This is a genomic window from Carnobacterium sp. FSL E2-0243 (genome assembly GCF_038003605.1).
In the GTDB taxonomy this organism is placed as follows: domain Bacteria; phylum Bacillota; class Bacilli; order Lactobacillales; family Carnobacteriaceae; genus Carnobacterium; species Carnobacterium maltaromaticum.
Map to the genome: position 1 here is coordinate 2738075 of NZ_JBBOPM010000001.1, position 20275 is coordinate 2758349.

General features: G+C 33.7%; 17 protein-coding genes. 6 read left to right on the forward strand and 11 right to left on the reverse strand.

The window, feature by feature from the left end; genetic code table 11:
• Positions 1-270: 270 nt before the first annotated feature.
• Positions 271-1620, forward strand: coding sequence for a Mur ligase family protein (locus tag MHI00_RS13080; RefSeq protein WP_229252276.1), 1350 nt, complete (start codon positions 271-273; stop codon positions 1618-1620).
• A 2-nt stretch (positions 1621-1622) separates the two neighbouring features.
• Complete coding sequence (locus MHI00_RS13085) at positions 1623-2282, forward strand: type 1 glutamine amidotransferase (protein ID WP_341114148.1); 660 nt, start codon at positions 1623-1625, stop codon at positions 2280-2282.
• 50 nt (positions 2283-2332) lie between these two features.
• On the opposite strand, the gene MHI00_RS13090 is transcribed toward MHI00_RS13085, so the two are convergent.
• The 4 genes from MHI00_RS13090 to MHI00_RS13105 form a co-directional block, all read right to left on the reverse strand.
• Positions 2333-3199, reverse strand: coding sequence for a D-alanyl-D-alanine carboxypeptidase family protein (locus tag MHI00_RS13090; RefSeq protein WP_341114150.1), 867 nt, complete (start codon positions 3197-3199; stop codon positions 2333-2335).
• A gap of 177 nt (positions 3200-3376) precedes the next feature.
• Positions 3377-4339 carry a mannose-6-phosphate isomerase, class I gene (gene manA / locus MHI00_RS13095; RefSeq protein ID WP_010054297.1) on the reverse strand — a complete coding sequence of 321 codons (963 nt, stop codon included), beginning with the start codon at positions 4337-4339 and terminating at the stop codon, positions 3377-3379.
• Positions 4340-4625: 286 nt separating this feature from the next.
• The gene (locus tag MHI00_RS13100) at positions 4626-5660 is read right to left on the reverse strand and encodes a serine hydrolase domain-containing protein (RefSeq protein WP_341114152.1); all 1035 of its coding nucleotides are present in this window, start codon (positions 5658-5660) and stop codon (positions 4626-4628) included.
• 94 nt (positions 5661-5754) lie between these two features.
• On the reverse strand, positions 5755-6711 hold the full coding sequence (locus MHI00_RS13105) for a lactate/malate family dehydrogenase (RefSeq protein WP_057000555.1): 957 nt from the start codon (positions 6709-6711) through the stop codon (positions 5755-5757).
• A 247-nt stretch (positions 6712-6958) separates the two neighbouring features.
• Here MHI00_RS13105 and map point away from each other — a divergent pair, with 247 nt between their 5' ends.
• Positions 6959-7711: a type I methionyl aminopeptidase gene (map, locus tag MHI00_RS13110; protein WP_341114154.1), complete on the forward strand. Its 753-nt coding sequence runs from the start codon at positions 6959-6961 to the stop codon at positions 7709-7711.
• 37 nt (positions 7712-7748) lie between these two features.
• On the opposite strand, the gene MHI00_RS13115 is transcribed toward map, so the two are convergent.
• The gene (locus tag MHI00_RS13115; protein WP_341114156.1) at positions 7749-8609 is read right to left on the reverse strand and encodes a VOC family protein; all 861 of its coding nucleotides are present in this window, start codon (positions 8607-8609) and stop codon (positions 7749-7751) included.
• Positions 8610-8789: 180 nt separating this feature from the next.
• Here MHI00_RS13115 and MHI00_RS13120 point away from each other — a divergent pair, with 180 nt between their 5' ends.
• On the forward strand, positions 8790-9242 hold the full coding sequence (locus MHI00_RS13120; protein ID WP_029451969.1) for a YehR family lipoprotein: 453 nt from the start codon (positions 8790-8792) through the stop codon (positions 9240-9242).
• Positions 9243-9300: 58 nt separating this feature from the next.
• Here MHI00_RS13120 and MHI00_RS13125 read toward each other — a convergent pair whose 3' ends face one another.
• The 4 genes from MHI00_RS13125 to MHI00_RS13140 all read right to left on the reverse strand — a co-directional run bounded on the left by MHI00_RS13125 (position 9301) and on the right by MHI00_RS13140 (position 14961).
• Positions 9301-10497, reverse strand: a complete 1197-nt coding sequence (locus MHI00_RS13125; protein ID WP_341114157.1) for a GNAT family N-acetyltransferase — start codon at positions 10495-10497, stop codon at positions 9301-9303.
• 148 nt (positions 10498-10645) lie between these two features.
• A complete protein-coding gene (locus MHI00_RS13130) occupies positions 10646-12544 on the reverse strand; it encodes an ABC transporter ATP-binding protein (RefSeq protein ID WP_187958904.1) in 1899 nt (632 codons plus the stop codon).
• Between the two features lies 1 nt (position 12545).
• On the reverse strand, positions 12546-14267 hold the full coding sequence (locus MHI00_RS13135) for an ABC transporter ATP-binding protein (RefSeq protein ID WP_010049471.1): 1722 nt from the start codon (positions 14265-14267) through the stop codon (positions 12546-12548).
• A gap of 49 nt (positions 14268-14316) precedes the next feature.
• Entirely contained in the window at positions 14317-14961 is a 645-nt protein-coding gene (locus MHI00_RS13140; protein WP_010049470.1) for a TetR/AcrR family transcriptional regulator, read from the reverse strand.
• Between the two features lie 363 nt (positions 14962-15324).
• Here MHI00_RS13140 and MHI00_RS13145 point away from each other — a divergent pair, with 363 nt between their 5' ends.
• On the forward strand, positions 15325-15945 hold the full coding sequence (locus tag MHI00_RS13145; protein ID WP_010049465.1) for an FMN-dependent NADH-azoreductase: 621 nt from the start codon (positions 15325-15327) through the stop codon (positions 15943-15945).
• 51 nt (positions 15946-15996) lie between these two features.
• On the opposite strand, the gene MHI00_RS13150 is transcribed toward MHI00_RS13145, so the two are convergent.
• Together MHI00_RS13150 and MHI00_RS13155 are read right to left on the reverse strand one after the other, a co-directional pair.
• Positions 15997-17205 (reverse strand): AI-2E family transporter, encoded by a 1209-nt coding sequence (locus tag MHI00_RS13150; protein ID WP_015075672.1) that lies wholly within the window; start codon positions 17203-17205, stop codon positions 15997-15999.
• A gap of 290 nt (positions 17206-17495) precedes the next feature.
• On the reverse strand, positions 17496-17855 hold the full coding sequence (locus MHI00_RS13155; RefSeq protein WP_010054615.1) for a PTS glucitol/sorbitol transporter subunit IIA: 360 nt from the start codon (positions 17853-17855) through the stop codon (positions 17496-17498).
• Positions 17856-18095: 240 nt separating this feature from the next.
• Between MHI00_RS13155 and MHI00_RS13160 the strand changes: the two genes are divergently transcribed.
• Positions 18096-20216 carry a CDP-glycerol glycerophosphotransferase family protein gene (locus MHI00_RS13160; RefSeq protein WP_229252272.1) on the forward strand — a complete coding sequence of 707 codons (2121 nt, stop codon included), beginning with the start codon at positions 18096-18098 and terminating at the stop codon, positions 20214-20216.
• Positions 20217-20275 lie beyond the last annotated feature (59 nt).

A 20275-nucleotide genomic window follows, 5' to 3' on the forward strand; every position in this document is an offset into this window, starting at 1 on the left:
ATTTTTTATGTAGCTCTATTTCAACCACTAACAAAATGCTATTCTATATAACCCTATCTATTTTACTTCAAAAACAATGGTTGTTTTTTTCTATTTTTTCCACACAAAAAGAAATTTTTAAGATTAACCGACACTAATTTTTGATTTTTAGTTAAATTTAGCATTTAGTTAACCTTTTTTAATTAATTTTCAAAAAATTTATGCTATGATGTGAGAGACAATTTTTTAGATTATAGTATTCTATTTGAATTTAATTTGGAGGTAGACAGTGTGAGTATACGTAGTTCATTTGCAATTATGGTTGGTAAAACGACAAGATGGTGGCTTCATACTTTTTTTAAAGGTGGCAGCAGTTTGCCTGGTATGATTACTCAAAAAATAGATCCTAATGTTTTGGGGGCCTTAGCTAAAGATTATGAAGTTGTTATTGTTACTGGGACAAACGGAAAGACTTTAACAACAGCACTAACCTTTCAAGTTTTAAAGCAAAAATATCCAAACATTATTACAAATCCAACTGGTGCAAATATGCAACAAGGGATTATTTCAACCTTTTTAATGCATGATTCAGCGAATCAAAAGGATCAGAAAAAAATTGCTGTACTAGAAGTTGATGAAGCTAGTTTAGTTCATGTGACTAAGTATATTAAACCTAAAGCGATTCTTTTTACAAATGTTTTCCGAGACCAAATGGATCGTTTCGGAGAAATTTATACGATCTATCAAATGATGGTCGATGGCGCAGCTTTAGCACCAACTGCTAAAATTATTAGCAATGGTGATGCCCCTATTTTTAATTCATTAGACACTGTTAATGAACGTATTTACTTTGGCTTTGACGACCAACCTGATGGAGAATTGATGGCCCATTATAATACTGATGGAATTTTATGCCCACACTGTCAAAATATTCTTCATTATAAATTTATTACGTATAGTAATTTAGGGAAATATTACTGTCCTAATTGCGATTTCAAACGACCTGAGTTAACTTATCGCTTAACAAAAATGCTGAAAATGGATCACCAAAGTTCTAAATTTGAAATTGATGGCGAAGCTTTTCAAATTAATGTTGGAGGGTTATATAATGTTTATAATGCACTATCGGCCTATTCAATTGGACGCCTATTTGATGTTTCCCCTGCTGAAATTAGAGCTGGTTTTAATTTAGCTGAAAAAGTATTTGGACGCCAAGAGGTAATTAAAATTGGCAAAAAAGAAATTACTATTAATTTAGTCAAAAACCCAGTTGGATTGAACCAAATTTTAGAAATGATTGCTTTAGATCCAAGACCTTTTTCACTTGTTTCTATTTTAAATGCAAATTATGCTGATGGAATTGATGTTAGTTGGATTTGGGATGCAAATTATGAAAAAATAATGGAAATGGATATTAAACAATTTACAGTTAGTGGTGAACGCGTCAACGATATCGCTACGCGTTTGGAAGTAGCGGGTGTACCAAAAGATGAATTACAAGTTTTGCCTAATTTAAGTGATGTCATTAAAAGCTTTGAAAAAGCTCCAACTGAGCATATATACGTGTTGGCAACTTATACCGCCGTCCTACAACTGCGTAAAGAGTTAGCAGCTGCAGGCTACGTTAAGGAGGGAATGTAACGATGGAAGAATTAGCAGTTTGCCATCTTTATGGTAATTTATTAAACACATATGGTGATAATGGCAACTTATTAATGTTAAATCATCGTGCCAAACAAATGGGCATTCATTTAAATACTGAAATTATTAGTTTGAAGGATGATTTTGATCCGAAAAAATACGATCTTGTCTTCTTCGGTGGAGGTCAAGATTACGAGCAACTAATTGTCTCTCGTGATATTCAATCAAAAAAAGCAGCTTTAACTGAGTATATTGAAGCTGGTGGAGTTACTTTAGCAATTTGTGGTGGTTACCAATTGTTAGGTCACTATTATATGGACGCTAGTGGCAATAAAATTGATGGAATCGGCGCCCTAGATCACTATACACTAAGCCAAGATAACAGTCGCTTTATTGGCGATATCATTATTAAGAATGAAGAGTTTGGCGAAACTTATGTTGGATTTGAAAACCATAATGGCATGACCTTTTTAGGTAAAGGCGAAAAACCTTTAGGGATTGTTCAACAAGGAAAAGGCAATAATGGTGAAGATAAAACAGAGGGTGCTATCTATAAACAAACCTACTGTTCATACTTCCATGGTCCTTTACTTGTAAAAAATACGATTTTAGCTGATCGTTTGTTATATGCAGCAATGGATCGAAAAAAACAAAAAAATTAACAAAAAACCAGACATTGAGTAAATTCAATGTCTGGCTTTTTATTTCAGAATTAATCAAAGTATTTTTGTAGCAATTTATCCGCTTTTAAAAATCGTTCTTCAGAATTATTGGTGCCTAAGACAATGACTAGTAAGCGTTGCTCACCTTTACTGGCCGTTCCTATATAACAGTAGCCTGCATCTTCTGTATAGCCTGTTTTAAGACCATCAACTTCAAAATCATGCTGGTTGCTAGTTAGCAAACCATTCGTTGAATCAATTATTCCTCCTGTACTTAAAGTCCAACTTGCCGCGCGAGTCTGCTCTAAAACCTGTGGATAATCTGTCACTAGCGCTTCTGCTAAAATAGCCAAATCTTTTGCTGTTGCCAGGGATTCTCCTTTTTCAGTCGGCAGACCGCTAGCACTAGTAAAATTAGTTTTCTTTGAAAGTTTTAACTCTTGGGCTTTTTGGTTCATTTGTTGAATGAATTCATTTCCTCCTCCCAAACGATTTCCTAAGGCCTCTGCTGCATCGTTAGCTGACATAACCATTGCAGCAGCCATTAAGTCAGCGACTGACCATTGACTCTTTTCATCAGCTGTTATACTTCGTAAGCTAACAGCCTGGCTATCGTTTAAGTAAGGCAATTCCAATTCCTCTGATGAATTTAACTGATTATTTTCTAGCGCTTCATACGTTAAATAAATCGTCATTAACTTAGTTAAACTAGCTAAAGGTCTAGCTTTATTTGGATTTTTTTGATATAAAACTTTTTGATTATTAAGGTCAACTAAAAGTTCACTGGTTTCTCCTATTTTGGTTTTACTTCCTTGATTTAATTGTTTTCCATATATACCTAGTAAATAAAAACTCAAACTAATAATTGCGACTAATATAGCTAACACATACAGAATTCGTTTCTTATTTTTTATCAATTCCTTCACCTCAGACATAGCTTAACGCAATTATCTGAACTTTAAGAACATCCTTTCTTAATAAAACAAGTTATAAAACGATTTTTTTTCTTAATAATCAGTTTTTCCAAATTAAAAATAGCTAAAAATCTAAGACACTTGCCTCTTGATTTTCAGCTATTTATTAGTTAATTTAATTTAGCGATTCGCTTTACCTGGAGTTGATGCAATAATTTGTAAATGACCATCAATTTCCCAAGCTTTAATATCATTTGGCAAAATAAAATGAGTTCCTTTATTAATTTCATAACTTGCGCCATCAGCTAGATTTAGAAAACCATTGCCTTCTAAAACACTTACCAAAGTATACGGAGCCGTCGCCATAAATTCAGCTCTACCTTTAATATCCCATTGATACACATCAAAGAAATCCGTTTCAACATATGTTGTAATCTCCACATTGCCTTTATTGATTGTTTCAACATGTAGTACTGGATCAATATGTGGTACTGTTGTAACATCAACAGATTGTTGAATATGAAGTTCACGAGGTTGACCACTATCATCTTTACGATCATAATCATAAACTCGGTAGGTTGTATCACTACTTTGCTGAGTTTCTAAAATCATAATACCAGCACCAATTGCATGAATCGTTCCACTTGGTACATGGAAAAAGTCGCCTTTATTGACTTTAATACGACGTAATAAATGATCCCACTGACCCTCACGAATCATTGTTTCCAATTCTGCTTTTGTTTTCGCATGATGACCATAAATAATCTCAGCACCTTCATCAGCTTCAATCACATACCAACATTCCGTTTTACCTAATTCTCCCTCATGAGCTAGTCCATAAGCATCATCGGGATGCACTTGAACAGACAAATCATCGGCAGCATCTAAAATTTTAGTTAAAAGAGGAAATACATCACCTGTAACATTTCCAAAAACTTCACGATGCTGTTCCCAGACCTCAGCCAATGTCAGACCTTTTAAAGGACCATTTTTAACTACGCTAGGACCATTAGGATGAGCACTAATTGCCCAACATTCCCCCACCTTATCACTTGGTATTGCGTAGCCAAAAACATCCTTTAATTTTGTTCCACCCCAGATTTTTTCTTGTAAAACTGCTTCTAAAAATAACGGTTCAGTCATTGTTTTCCTCCTAAATAAAAAGTTTGTTGAGTCGGGTAGCTCCGGCAAGAAAATAGGGAAAATTGATGTGGCGCTTTTTGCCACCTCGAATTTTCATCTTTTTATCGAGGAGTTGACTCATAAGAACTAGCCTGATAAAAAGTTTGTTGAGTCACCTAATTCTATCAAAAGCTCATTGCCTTCATTAAAATTCGCATGTTCAGCTTTCCTCTAACACGCTATCTATTTTACCATATCTGAAAGCGATTCACGCAAAAAAACAAAAAAACTATAATTTGTCTTATTTTTAATTAGTTTGTCCTTCTTCTAGCTCTCGAATATAGACATCTAATAACTCGTTTCTACGTTTCAAATAGTGCGGAGTATCATTTTGCAAATGCAATCGGTTAGATAAAAAAACAAAACCTTCTTTTTTGATCATATCCAAAAAGATAAATGTTCCTGTAAAACCACTATGAAATAAATAACGTTTAGGATGACTTTTATCACCTGAGCTAAGGAAATCCCAGCCCAATGAACGATTCAAGTTACCTGTTGGAGTCCAATCTTGCTTTAATTTCTCGACGGTCTCTTTTTTTAGTAATCTGACTCCATCTAATTCTCCGTCATTTAATAGCATTTGGCTAAAGCGACTAACATCTTCAATAGTTGAAAAAAGTCCTGCACTCCCACAGTTAGGACGAAGAGTAAAAGCTTTAGGATCATGAACAACACCTCGAATTATTCCACGAGTTAGATGGTTCTCGGTCGGAGCACAGCTTAGGGGATCTATAGGCTCAAAAACCGTATTGTTCAATTTTAATGGCCCCGAAACTCTTTCTTGAAATACTAAAGCTAAATTTTTTTTTGTACATTCTTCAACAATAAAACCTAATAAAATCATACTTGTATCTGTATAAACAACTTTCTTTCCAAAATCAGGACCAATGGATAGATGTAACATAGCCTCTTTTAATTCTCCCGCTGTTAACTGATCTCGATTTTCAATAAACCCATTTAAGGCAGAGGTATGAGTTAATAAATGTTGAATTGTTACACTTGGTTCACTAAAGGCTGGCAAATACAAAGAGACGCTATCTGTTAAGTTTAATTTTCCAGCTTCCCATAATTGTAAAATTAGCGTTGTTGTCATCAACACCTTGGTCACTGAAGCTAAATCATAAAGTTGATTGTCTCTAATTTGTTCTTTCACAGGATAAACAGCTACATTTCCAGTTCGATAACTATTTTTTTCTATTGGGTTTATAAAAGCAAAACTTGCTCCTGGAAATATTTCTTCCTGAATAAACTCAGAAATTAAGGCTTGTGTTTTTGGATACATAAGACTACACTCTCTTTCTATTCTATCTTAATTAGTATACCAAAATTTTTGTTCTTTCCAACATTTTTCCAGTCATTTATTGGTTAATTATTTGTTAAATTCCACAGTTTTTCATAGTCTCTTTTATCGCAGCAACAGAATGCTTTAAAGCTTCTGTTTCAATTTTATCTAGCGGCAATTCTAATTGTTCTTCAATCCCATTTTTCCCTATTATGCAAGGCAAACTAAAGGCAACATCTCCTTGATACCCGTATGCATTAGTAACGGTTGTAGAAACTGGATAAATACTTCGTTCGTTTAATACTACAGCTCGCACTAATGCAACTGTAGCTTGAGCAATCCCTGCATTTGTCCAACCTTTAGCGTTTAGAACATCATAAGCTGTTTTAACAACTGCCCCTTGAATATTTTTATAACTTAATGAATTACTCCCTTTAAACGCAAGTTCATCAGCTTTAAAGCCTTCAATTGATACGCGACTTAAAACTGGAAAGGCTGTTAAACCATGCTCGCCCATCATGATTCCGGATATACTTTTTGGATCCACTTGATAATTTTCAGCAAGTATTTGTCTAAAACGAGCAGAATCAAGCATCGTACCTGTTCCAAAAATCCGACCTTTAGCATAGTTGAATTCGTTTTCAGCTAAATATACCATTGAATCTAAAGGATTAGTGATAAGTATGAGTACAGCTTCTTTTGTATACTCGGTAACTCGCGTCATAATCTCTCTTAAAACAGTTGCATTTTGCATAGCCAATTGGCTACGATCAGGCATCAATTCGCCAGTATTTGGTACAATACTCGGTCCAGCCGCACAGATAATAACGGTTGCATCTTGACAATCCTCATAACTGCCAGCATAGATTTCTGGATTTGCTTGTGAATGAAACGCTGCTGCATGTCGATGATCCAACGCTTCGCCTTCTGCTACTTTGTCTTGGCTATCAATTAAAGCAATTTTAGCAAAAAGTTGCAAATGTAAAACTTCTGTCAAAACTTGCGAGCCTACATGTCCGACTCCAATGATAACTAACTTATTTTGGTTCATTCATATCCCTCCAATTTTACTTTCTATCTTACCACTAATTAGTCTTAAATCAACAAAAGTTCAGTAAAAAAGAATCACCTAAATTAAGGTTTACGAGTATAGGTACGCTAAATCGTATGGTATAATAATATGCAGTTGTTTTATGATTTAAGCAAATACTTCTTTTATGAGTCAGATACATTACTCTATACTTTAAACGCTTTTCAATATACAGATATAAGTACATTAACTTTTAAGGAGTGTCAAAATGGTTACATTAAAATCTCAAAGAGAAATTGAACAAATGAAGGAATCTGGAAAAATTTTAGCCGGTATTCATCAACAATTAAGAACCTTTATCAAACCTGGTATTACAACAAATCAAATCAATCAATTTGTTCAAAATAAAATTGAAGATAAAGGAGCAATAGCAGCACAAATTGGTTTTGAAAATTATGAATATGCGACATGTATTAGTGTAAATGATGAAATTTGCCACGGTTTTCCTTCTGATTATGTCCTGAAATCTGGTGATCTTGTCAAGGTTGATTTTTGCGTTGATCTATTAGGCGCTATTTCTGACAGTTGTTGGACATATGCTGTCGGGGAATTATCAAACGAACACCTAGAATTAATGGCAGTGACTCAAGAAGCTTTGAGATTAGGGATTGAGCAAGCCAAAATTGGTAATCGCGTCGGTGACATTAGCCATGCCATTCAAAGTTATGCGGAATCTAAAGGATATGGTGTCGTTCGAGACTTTCTTGCTCATGGTATTGGTCCAACAATTCATGAAGAACCTTTCTTTTCACACTATGGTCAAGCGGGTAAAGGCGTGCGTTTAAAAGAAGGTATGACGATTACCATTGAGCCTATGATTACTACAGGAACATGGAAGATGGACATAGATTCAAATGGCTGGACTGCTCGAACAATTGATGGAAGCTATTGTGCTCAATATGAGCATTCTCTCGCAATTACAAAAGAAGGACCCGTTATTTTGACAAAACAAGAGAGTTAGAGAAAATTTCTCTAACTCTCTTGTTTTTCTATTTACTTTATTTTACAGTTATCTCTAAATTAATGCCATTTGGATCAACTATTTGTAGTAGTGAAAGCTCTTTTCCATATGTGTAAGGGTAGCTCTTTTCATCTAAATTAGCTTTAACTTCTAACAATGCCTCTAATGATGGAACTTCCATTGTAAAGTAAGCCAAACCTTTTGTATCTTTTTCCATTGGTGGGATATTTCTTCCCGACCATACATTTGTCCCAATATGATGATGATAATTTCCAGCTGCAATAAATTTAGCTTGGTCAGGAAAATCTGTCTGTAAATTCATTTTTAATGTATCAATATAAAATTTTTCAGTTGCGTCTAAATCAGCCACTGTCAGATGAATATGTCCAACAGTTGTTCCTTTTGGTAATCCTGTAAAGCTCCCAGTCGCAGCTCCCAAAACACCTTCTGCATCCATCGCAATTGTGATTCCATTAATCGTACCATCTGGATTAATATCCCAAACTTCTCTTGCTTTATCGTGATAAATTTCAATACCATTTCCTTCAGGGTCATCTAAATAAATAGCCTCACTGTAGCCATGATCACTTGCACCAGTAATAGGATACTCTGTTTTAACTAAATGATAGAGAACATCACCTAAAGCACTTCGACTCGGTAATAGAAAAGCAGTATGATACAATCCTGTTCTACGTCCAACTTTTGCTGTAATCGGTACTCGTTTTAATTGTAACAATGTGGTTTGACTTTCATCTACTGCGCCTAAAGAAACTTCATTTTCAGTTTCACTTTTTATTTCAAGTCCGATTTTGTCTTGATAGAAAGTTTTCATCGCTTCCAGATTTTCAACATTTAAGACTACTTTTCCAATGCTTGTTTCACTATTCATTTTTTTCATTTATAAGACTCCCTTTATCTTTACTTTATATATAACTATTAAATCACATTATTTTAATTACTTCAAGTAATATACTTACTTTAAGGAAGTTTTGTATAAAATTATTATTGACTTATCTTTTAAATACAGTTATTATATATATTGTGTAATTAAATTTTAGGAGGAAGTAAGTTGGGAAAAATGAAAAAAGTCTTACCGTTGTTGGCAGTAGTTTGTTCATTATTTATTTTGGTTGGATGTGGAGGAAACAAAGAGGAAACAAAAACATTTGAAACGAATGAAAATGGAGTTGAAATGTCCTTAACGTATACTTATAAAGGTGATATCGTATCAAAACAAACTGCAACTAGTAAAATTCCTTATAGCTCATTAGGGGTTTCTACTAAAGAAGAAGCACAAGCAGTCACTAAAGCTATTGAAGAACAATATCAAGGTGTTAAAGGACTAAAAGAAACGATGGACTTTAAAGAAGATCATGCGATTGAAAAAGTTGAAGTTGACTACGAAAAAGCTGACCTTAAAGAGTTATCAGCTATTCCTGGAATGAATTTTTCGGATACATCAAAAAATGGTATTAGCATGAAAAAAACACAAGAAATGTTAGAAAAAATGAATTTCAAAGAGAAAAAATAATGAGTAAAAAAAAGAATCGTTTTTCAACGATTCTTTTTTTATTCTATTTTTCAGTTCATTAAAAATAGTCATATAAGGTTGGACTTCCATCAGGTAATTGAGCAGCTAACGTTTGAACTGCAGCTTCAGACCCTTCAATCCGATTAAAGAAATGCAATTCATTTAAAGAACGATAATTCATAAATACTTGAGTCCAAGCACCAATATCACCGGTTAATAGCTGATTTTCTAAGCCTTCTTCAGGTTCATTTGCAACTTCTGTTAAACTAGTTTGTCCCGATTTTATTTCTAATTTCCATAACCCATCATTCCAAGAAGCAACTTCATCTTTTACTTTTAAATAAAGTGGGCTGTCTATCTCAGATATAAAGTTAAATTTCTCAATAAATCGTTTCATATTAACAATTCTCGCCATCATAGAAGGGATAATTTCTTGTTTAATACGTGGATTACTTAACAAATAGGATTGATTTTGATTAATCCCAGCACTGTACTCAAAATAGCTAAAGCTCCCGTTATGTGACGCTATAAATCCCCATAAAGCATCATAAGCATGGTAATCTAAATAAACTAATTCTTTGATTCTAAAGGTTTTGTTTTGACCATCTGTTTCGTAAGTTAAATAACCATAAGGCTGATTTTCTGGATTATAATAAATAGCTATTTTAAGCTCTTGATTATAGTCATAATTATAGCTCCACCACCAATCTGCTCTGCGAACTGGTCCGATAGAATCTTTCTGGTACATTTGATATAGTTTTTTCAACTCATAACTCCCAGTTTTCCAATCCACTCGCTTCATTGTTCCTTTTTGTTTATGAGCTTTGGGCAATTCATCTGGTGTTAAAGTTAATTTTACTTGGTCAAAGGCATGTTCATAGCCATATTTACGGTAAAAACTATATAAAAATGGAGCTAAATAAGAAAGATCATCTTCTTTTTCATTCATAGTTTTTAAAGCGAGCTTCATTAGAGAAGCAATATCCCCATCTCCACGATATTCTGGGTAGTTGGCCACTAAACCAATACCTCCCATTTTATAAACTTGCTTGTGAAAATAAACTTCATAAGCCGTAATCATCACTTGTCCACTTAAAGTGCCAGTCTCTTGAAATGCGCCAACTGAAATGGAATTGTCAAAAATCAAATTAAATTGATTTTTTAAGTTCTCTGTAATGGGGATGTTAAATGCATATTTAGCTAATTCAAACATTTCATCTTTATATTCAGGTGTAATTATTCGGTACTCTGTCATTTATTTATTCCTCCTCTACTTAAAAAAAAAGTTTGTTGAGCCGGTTAGGCCTGTCTCACAAAACTAGCCTTTCCTATATTCCTTATTTTAGCACAACCTAAAAAAGCTAGCTAGAATGAATGTCCATTCTAACTAGCTTTCTATTTACTTAACTAACGGCTTCTTCTGAAAATTGACTATTATATAAGTCAGCATAGAAACCGGCTTTTTCCATTAGTTCATCGTGGGTTCCTGTTTCAACAACGGAACCTTTATCCATCACAATGATATTATCTGCATCACGTATGGTAGATAAGCGATGAGCGACCACAAAACTTGTGCGTCCTTGTAATAACTTACGCATTGCTTTTTGAATCAACACTTCAGTCCGAGTATCGACACTTGAAGTCGCTTCATCTAAAATTAATACTTCTGGATCAACTAAGAATGCTCTAGCAATTGTAATTAATTGACGTTGACCTTGAGAAATATTACTTGCATCTTCATTTAAAATTGTATCGTAACCATGTGGTAATTTACGAACAAAATCATCTACATGGGCTGCCACAGCAGCTTCTACAACAAAATCATCTGCTTCTTTTTTCTCATTACCATATTTAATATTGTCATAAATGGATCCATTAAATAGCCAAGTATCTTGTAATACCATGGCAAAATGGCTACGTAACTCTTCTCTTGAAAAATCACGGGTATCTATCCCATTAAATTTAATACTTCCGCCCTTAACATCATAAAAACGTTCCAATAAATTAATTAATGTTGATTTTCCGGCTCCAGTTGGTCCAACAATCGCAACCATTTGACCTTCTTTCACATCTAAATTGAAATCTTTCATTAATAAATCATCCGTACCTTCACCATAACCAAATTGAACATGATCAAAACTGATTTTATAAGGTGAATTTGGAATTGGTTCAATACCAGAAGGAGAATTGTCCATATCTTTTTCATCTAAGACTTCAAAAACACGTTCAGCCGAAGCCACTGTTGATTGAATTGTATTCATTAAGTTCGCTAATTGTGTAATTGGTTGTGAAAATTGATTGGTATATTGTAGGAACGCTTGTACATTCCCTAAGGTCATTGAACCATCAGCTACCTTAATCCCACCAAGAACAGCAACAAAAATATAACCTAAATTTTTGATAAAATTCATTAAAGGCATGATTAAACCTGAAATAAATTGGGCTTTCCAAGAAGATTTGAATAATACTTCATTTTCTTTTTCAAAAGTTTCAATAGATGCTGCTTCACGATTAAAACTTTTCACGACAACATGGCCACTATAGGTTTCTTCAATTTGATTATTTAACAAACCTAAGCTTTTTTGTTGTGAAGCAAAGAATCGTTGTGATTTTGGTGCGACAATTCCAACCACAATTAAGCTTAATGGAACAGTTGCCACAGCAACTAATGTTAACTGCCAACTAATCGTTAACATCATATATAAAACACCGAAAAAGGTGACAATACTTGTTACTAACTGGGTCAAACTTTGTTGCAGTGTATTGGAAATATTATCCATATCATTAACCGCACGAGACATTACATCTCCGTTAGAATGAGTGTCAAAATATTCCATTGGTACAGTATTCATTTTGCCTTTTAAATCACGACGCAACTCATAAACTGTTCTTTGTGAGACACGAGTCATTATAAATTGTTGCAAAAAGCTGAAGAGAGCTGATGCTACATACATAATCCCAACAACTAAAAGAATCGAAGCAATTTTATCATAGTTAATCGGTAATTTATCCACTTCTATCCCTGCTTGGCGTTGGACAAATCCTTTTTGAACTCCTTCAAAAATTAAAGTTGTTGCTTCACCTAAGATTTTAGGTGTTCTAATTTGAAAAACAGTTGCGGTAATAGCTAAGACGAAAACAGCAATAATCGCAATGGAGCGTTTCGACATATAACCGAATAAACGTTTAATGGTAGGCCAAAAATTCTTAGCTTTTTGAACTGGCATTCGCGCACCTGGTCCGCCGCCCATTGGACCTCTTCCTTGTCCGCCTTTTGGTTGACTTACATTTTTATCACTCATCTTAGATTTCCTCCCCTCTCAATTGAGAATTAATAATCTCTTGATAGGTTTCATTTGTAGCTTTTAAATCTTCATGAGTTCCTTGTCCAACTAATTGGCCCTCATCTAATACTAAAATAATGTCCGCATCAATTACAGTACTAATTCGTTGTGCAACTAAAACAACCACAGATTCTCTAGTTTCTGGTTTTAATGCTTTTCTTAAAGCTGCATCAGTCTTGAAATCTAACGCTGAGAATGAATCATCAAAGACATAAATATCGGCTTTTTTGACTAATGCTCTAGCGATACAAAGACGTTGTTTTTGTCCACCGGAAAAGTTGCCTCCACCCTGTTCTACATATGAATCTAAACCTTCAGGCATCGCAGCAACAAAATTTTTCGATTGCGCAATTTCTAATGCATGCCATAGTTCTTCATCAGTAGCATCTGGGTTTCCGTATTTTAAGTTTTCACGAATTGTTCCAGTGAAAAGCATCGCTTTTTGAGGTACATATCCGACAGCATCTCTTAAGTCCTGTTGTTTCATTTGACGAATATCGACGCCATTAATCTCAATGGATCCATTTTCAACATCATAGAAACGACCTAGTAAATTAGACAATGTTGATTTTCCTGATCCAGTTCCACCAATAATGGCAATAGTTTGTCCGTTCTTGCCATGAAAATCAATATCTTTCAAAGCTAGATTTTCAGCACCTGTATATCTGAAATCAACATGATTAAAGTCTAATGTACCTTGTTTTTCAGCTGGTAATTTAGCTGGATTTTCAGGATCTTTAATTTTACTATCCATATTTAAGACTTCATTAATCCGTACTGCTGAAGCTTGTCCTCTTGGAATAAAGATAAATACCATTGACAACATCATAAAGCTCATTAAAATTTGCATTGCGTAGGTCATAAAGGCAAGTAAATTACCAACCTCTAAGGTCCCATTTCCAATATATTGACCACCAAACCAAATGATGGCAATATTAGTCCCACTCATGATAAAGGTCATAACTGGTAACATCAGACTCATAATTGTATTTACTTTAATTGATGTATCCATAAAATCTTTATTGGCTTCTGCAAAGCGCTCAGTTTCAGATTTACTGCGATTAAACGCACGAATCACTCGAATACCTGTCAAACCTTCACGGAAAACCAAGTTTAGTTTATCGGTTTTCTTTTGAATTGCTTTAAACAGTGGTACAGCAAAGAACATTACCACACCAATAAAAATAGCTAAGATTGGTAAAACATATAAGAAAATTTGTGTTAATTGACCATCTTTACTGTAAGCTAAAAAACTAGCTCCTATTAACATAATTGGTGCCATAATCATCATGCGTAAAAACATCATGACTACATTTTGGATTTGAATGACATCATTGGTTGTCCGAGTAATTAAAGAAGCTGTTCCAATTTCGTCAATTTCATCATTTGAAAAATTTGTTACTTTAGTATAAATTTCGCTTCGTAATGTTTTCCCTAATTTTTGTGATTGTCTGGCAGCTAAAAATACATTCCCAGTTGCGGCAGCAATACTAATTAATGAGAAACCAAGCATTTTAAAACCAACAGACCAAATATAATCTGTATCTCCTTTAGCAACTCCATTATTAATAATATCTGCCGTTAAGGTTGGTAAGTACAAATCACTAACCACTTGAATAATCATAAATACAACGGCCCCAGCTACTGCCCAGAAAGACATTCGTTTGGCTAATTTTAACATTTTTTTCATTCCTTTCTTTCTTGTTCATCTTCATTATTCATTTAAATTTCTACTTCTCTCCCTCGCTTTTTACGTAGACACCATCACGTAACCAAAACAATTTTTTATTAAAACTAGCAATTACTTCATCCCTTGGTAATTCTTTTGCAAAAGCATCGCCAATTGTTTGAAATAAAAAGGTCATCATCACTTTAAACAGTGAATGAAAATCTTCATCTGAATCAATTTTCAGTAAATCCGCATTAACAAAATCAGCAAAATGATTATGATGACGATCTTTTTTGTGTTCGCACTCTCTTTTCTTCATAGCTTCAGGCGTAACTTCACGACTTGTCCGATAGTCCATATGCAAAAACATATGTTTAAAAAATGACGCTTGTTTGTCTTCAGTAATCATCGTTAGCATCTTAGGAAAATAATTTTGGTATCCTAAAAACAAGTCACCATTAGCTTCTTTTAAACAGTCTTCCAACATTTTTTTACTGTCTTGTTTTAAAGTCGCAAAAAAATAATAATACAAATCTTCTTTATCTTTAAAATATTGATAAAAGCTGCCTCTCGAAATCTCTGCTAGCTTAATAATATTGTTAATTGATGCTTCTGTTAATGGAACTCTAGAAAATTCTGTTGACGCTGCATCTAGTAATCGCTTTTGCTTATCAATGGGTAAGTTAAAAAATGTTTGAGTTGGCATCTTACGTTCTCCTTTCATTGTTAATCTTTTAAGTTATTCAATCTATAAGTTTCTATTTAAAGATTGGAAATGACTAGAGTACCATGCTTTCTCCATAAGTGACACTCCGTCATATGACACTTTGTCATTATATATGACGCTCTGTCACTTTGCAAGAGAAAAACAACATATTTTTCACCTGATTTCTAGAAAAAAAGCACCTGTTTTTAACGATTAGCTGTATAAAGCGAATGAAAACTATTACATTTTTTTAGATAGCTCAGTAAAATAATTTATTTTTTTAGATTTAATCTTGTTTTCAATACTTACTTTTGGTAAGATAGTTCTTGTAATTATTTAAAATATGAAAGAGGTTTTTATAAAATGAGTAAAGTATTAGTTATTAAAGCACATCCATTAACTGGAGAAGTGTCACGTTCTATGCAAGTTGTTGATACATTCATCACAGCTTATAAAGAAAAAAATCACTTTGACCACATCAATGAAATCAATTTGTATACATCATTCATTCCAGAAATTGATTTAGACATACTAGCAGCTTGGGATGCATTACGTACAGGTACTGAATTTGAAACGTTGTCTCAAGAACAACAAGATAAAGTTTCACGTTTTAATGAACTTACTGAATTATTCTTAGACGCTGATAAAGTCATTATTGCTAATCCACTATGGAATTTAAATGTTCCAACTCGTTTGAAAGCCTGGATTGACACTGTCAATGTAGCAGGAAAAACTTTCAAATATACTGCTGAAGGCCCTGTTGGCTTAGTGACGGATAAAAAAGTCTTACACATCCAATCAAGTGGCGGTGTTTATAAAGGCCAAGATCCTGCTAGCCAATATTTAAAAATGATTTTCAACTTTATTGGAGTTACTGACTATCACCAACTTGCTGTTGAGGGAATGGATCATGATCCAGAACATGCACCAGCTATTATGGCTGAAGGTTTCGCAGCAGCGAAAGATCTAGCTCAAACATTCTAATAAATAAAAAAATGAACGGCTCACAATATAGTGAACCGTTCATTTTTTTATTTAACTTTCAGATTTTTCATTTTTGACTCCACTGTCAGGCAATGGGGCGGGGTTATAATCATGGTGATACAATCCAGAAACTTCTTTATACCAGTTGAAAATATAGGTTAACAACACTTTCAAGACAGCATAACCTGGTATACCTAGAATAACTCCAGGAATTCCAAATAGTTTTCCAGCTGTTAGTAAAACGATAATAATCGTAACTGGATGAACCTCTAAGTTGCTTCCTAGGACTTGCGGTGAAATAACTCGACCTTCTATCGTTTGTTCAATAACAAAAATAATCATGACTTTAATCAGCATTTCTGGTGAATCGACTAAGGCAATAATCACAGCTGGAACCATTGCTAAAAATGAACCTAAATAAGGAACTAGATTTAAGAATCCAGCTAAAATACCTAATGTCACTGCATACTCTAAACCAACAATAGCATATCCAGCCATGAACATAATTGCTACAAAAAAAGCAACAATTAATTGACCACGAATATATTGGCTAATTTGAGTATTCATATCTGTCAATAATCTAAATGTTGTATCACGTAATTTAGTAGGAACAAATTTCATTAAATGATGAGGCAAGTTCTTCCCATCTTTTAAAAGATAAAATAAAATAAATGGCATTGTAACCACGGCAATAACAACGTTAGTAACAGCACCTACCACACTACCTAAACCATTTACAGTTGAATTAAGCATTGAATTTAATTGTCCAGTTACAGACTTAACAATGTCTCCATTTGTGCTAGATAATTGATCTTGCAACTGAGAAAACAAGTCACTTCTCAGCAAGTTATCAAGTTCGCTATTGGCTCTTTCCCAGTATGAGGGCCAGTTTGTAATAAAACTCATGGTTTGTTTTTGCATCAATGGAATTAAAATAGCTACTCCCCAAACAATTAAACCTAAGATAATAATAAAGACAATCGTGATTCCAAAAACTCTAGGAATTTTTTTGCTTTCGAGCCAGTCAACCAATGGATTAATCAAATAATACAATATTCCAGCCATAATAATGGGCAACCCAATCACACTAAAAAAACTACCGATTGGTTGAAATAGATAACCCATTTTGGATAAAACAAAAATATTTAATAGAATTAATAAATTTACTAACAGAACTGTAACAAATTTATTATTTAAAAACCAACGCCAAAACCAAGAGAAGTTCTTGCGTTTTTCAGTCTTCTGATCTAAATCTTCCATCTTAAACTCCTCCTTGAATAAAAAGTTTGTTGAGCCGGTTAGCTCTGGCAAGAAAATAGGAAAAATTGATAGGACGCTTTTTGTCCTCTCGAATTTTTATCTTTTTCTCGAAGAGTTGGCTCATAAGAACTGGCCTAATAAAAAGTTTATTGAGCCGTTTAGGCCTGGCAGAAAAATAGAAAATTCCAAGAAAAGTGGCTTTTTACTTTTTTGGGAATTTATCTTTTTTCCGAAGGACTGGCTCATAAGAACTGGCCTTGATAAAAAGTTTATTGATTCGCAAAAGTAGTTTACGCTTCGTAACTGATTTTTGTACCAACTGAAATCGTTGGAAGTTCTTGTGGACTCAGGTAAATTCCATTCCCTAACATATCCTCTGCTGGAACTTCAGTAAAACTTAACGTAATATGCCCGATGCTATTTAAATTATCTACGGCCAAAGAACCTACCGCTTCAATTGTATAAGACTGATTATCAAACTTAATGGTTTGCCCTTTTTTTAATTCAATCATTTCTCTTCCATCCTCAAAAGCTTGGATGACAGAAACCTGACGGATATCCTCTGTTGCTTCTTCACCAAATAAAATAATGATTGGATCTTGTTCACTGATTGCTTGTGGTCCAATACTTGTTACTGTTCCAATTGTCATTTCGTGCTTACCCTCTTTCTCCTGCCTATTTGTTTCATTTCCTATTTTATCATAGAATGATTTCCATTTGTTAGTAGAACTCACTATTCTACATAAGTTCAACTAAAAGAGTAACAACTATTCGTCTTTTTTAGATTACAATTCCTTTACAAATGTAGCAATTCATTGCAACGCTATCATGCGACTGCTATGATAAGTTTGAGTTATTCTACTAAGAGCTATCTATCGGAGGAAACTATTATGTCATTGAGATCATCTATTAAAGATTCTCATTTATTTTTAAATCGACACAAAACTGAATTAATTTTGAAACATCCAAGCTTTTCAATCCGTACACAAGGCGATCAAATTGTTACAACTGTAACTTTGAACAAAGATCATCCTGTTTACTTTAAAGGCTTCTTTATTTTGCATCGTGAAACCGGAGAAAAATACGATTTTTCTACAACTGAAATTGATCCAACAAACTTTTCTTTTCAATTTAATCTAACTGATTTTATTCATCAGATTGTTCCTCAAGGTGGCCGTGAACATTTTGAATTTTATTTTGGAATCAGTTACTTTGTTGATAACCAATGGGTAGATAAGGAAGAACCTCTTTCTTTAGATTTATTTGAGCACTTTGATTCATACGGGTTAACCCAATTTAAAGATCGAGAAGACGATATTTATCCCTACTTCAGCCGTAAAACAAATGGTTTTTGTTTTACTGTAAACGTTCCAGTTCGTAGCCTACGCTACATTAAAGGGAGCTATATCACAGATATAAAAACCAAACAACAAAAAATAAATATCCATGGAAAAATCAGTTCAAAAGCAATTGCGATTAATCGAATTGATACCATTATGGTTGGTAAACGATCTGGGCTAAAACGGACCATTCATTCAAATATTATGTTAGATAATTTAGAATCTGGTACACATTTATACCACTATGACTACCATATTTTAATTGATACAAAAGATTTTGCGCAAGAACTACTATTAATTGAATTTCCAGATGATGATTTTGATTTGTATTTTGAAGTCTATTTAAACGGGCTGTTTGAACCCACCGTTGTTCGAGTTGGAAATCCAAAAGCGTTAAAATCAAAAGGAATCTATAAAAATGCTTTTTATTCTTACGCAACAACTAGTTATACGTTTGCGCCAAACTTTACGTCTCAATCTCAAAGCTTGTCTATTTGTGTGACACGTTTTGAAAAAGCTGTTTTTTCTTATTTTAGAGAAATGTTGGTGTTGTTTTGGTTTATCCGACCTTTTTACTTAAAAAATAAAATTTGGGTAATTGGTGAAAAACCTCATACTGCTAATAATAATGGCTTTGCTTTTTATCGTTACATGCGTGAAAACCATCCCGAACGTAATGTTTTTTATGTTATTGATCCTGCTTCACCTGATTATCAAAAATTAGAAAAATACGGTTCTGATCATATTTTACCTTTTAAATCTAAAAAACATATTTGGCACTTATTTATGGCAAGAGTCATTTTAACCGCCTATCATCCGCATGAAATCTATCCAACTCGCACACAGCAATTATTGAATTTTATTCGTGGGAAAAAGATCTATTTACAAAATGAAGTGATCGGCTTACAAAACGAAATCGAAACTTTAGGACATTCTTCTTTGCAGTTTGAAACTGATTTATTTTTAGTTAGTTCAAAAAATGAACTACGTCTAGTTACTGATGTTTTACACTATGCTAAAGAACAAGTTGCTATTACTGGGTTGGCGCGCTTTGACGAACTATTTGACCCTGCTAAACCGATGATTATCGAAAACCAATTACTATTTTTCCCGGTGGATCATGAAACGGGTTTACACTTTCAAACAGAATTTATTGATATTTTAGCTGCTAATTATTTAACATTCCTAGCTAGCTCAGATTTTACTGAGTATTTGAAACAGAACCAGTTAAATTTAGTCATTGCTTTGCCTCCAGCCTTTAATAAGTATGCCACAGAATTTCAAAAACTGGCTACAAAGCTTGTTTATCAAGAGGATGGGAATTTAATTGAGTTGTTAAAAGCGAGTAAAATTATGATTACAGATTACGCCTCTGAGGCTTTTGATTTTAGCTTTTTAGATAAACCTGTTTTATTCTATCAAATAGAAGCACAGTTTCAACAAGTCGATTCGGATGAAGCTGTTCACTTGCATCATAGCTACCAAAATGAATTACCTGGTGAAATCGCGACAGATGCAGATAGTTTAATGCATTTATTGGAAGTTGCACAAATAACCCATTTTGAAATTAGTAAACAAAACAAACAAAAAGCGAATTCTTTAATTGAATATCGCGATACAAACGCATGTCAACGGATTTTTGAAACTGTTACTCGTTTTACTAAAAGCTAATAAACTAAATTCAATTCAAAACAATCAGGTAATTGAACCTGATTGTTTTTTTAAATGAC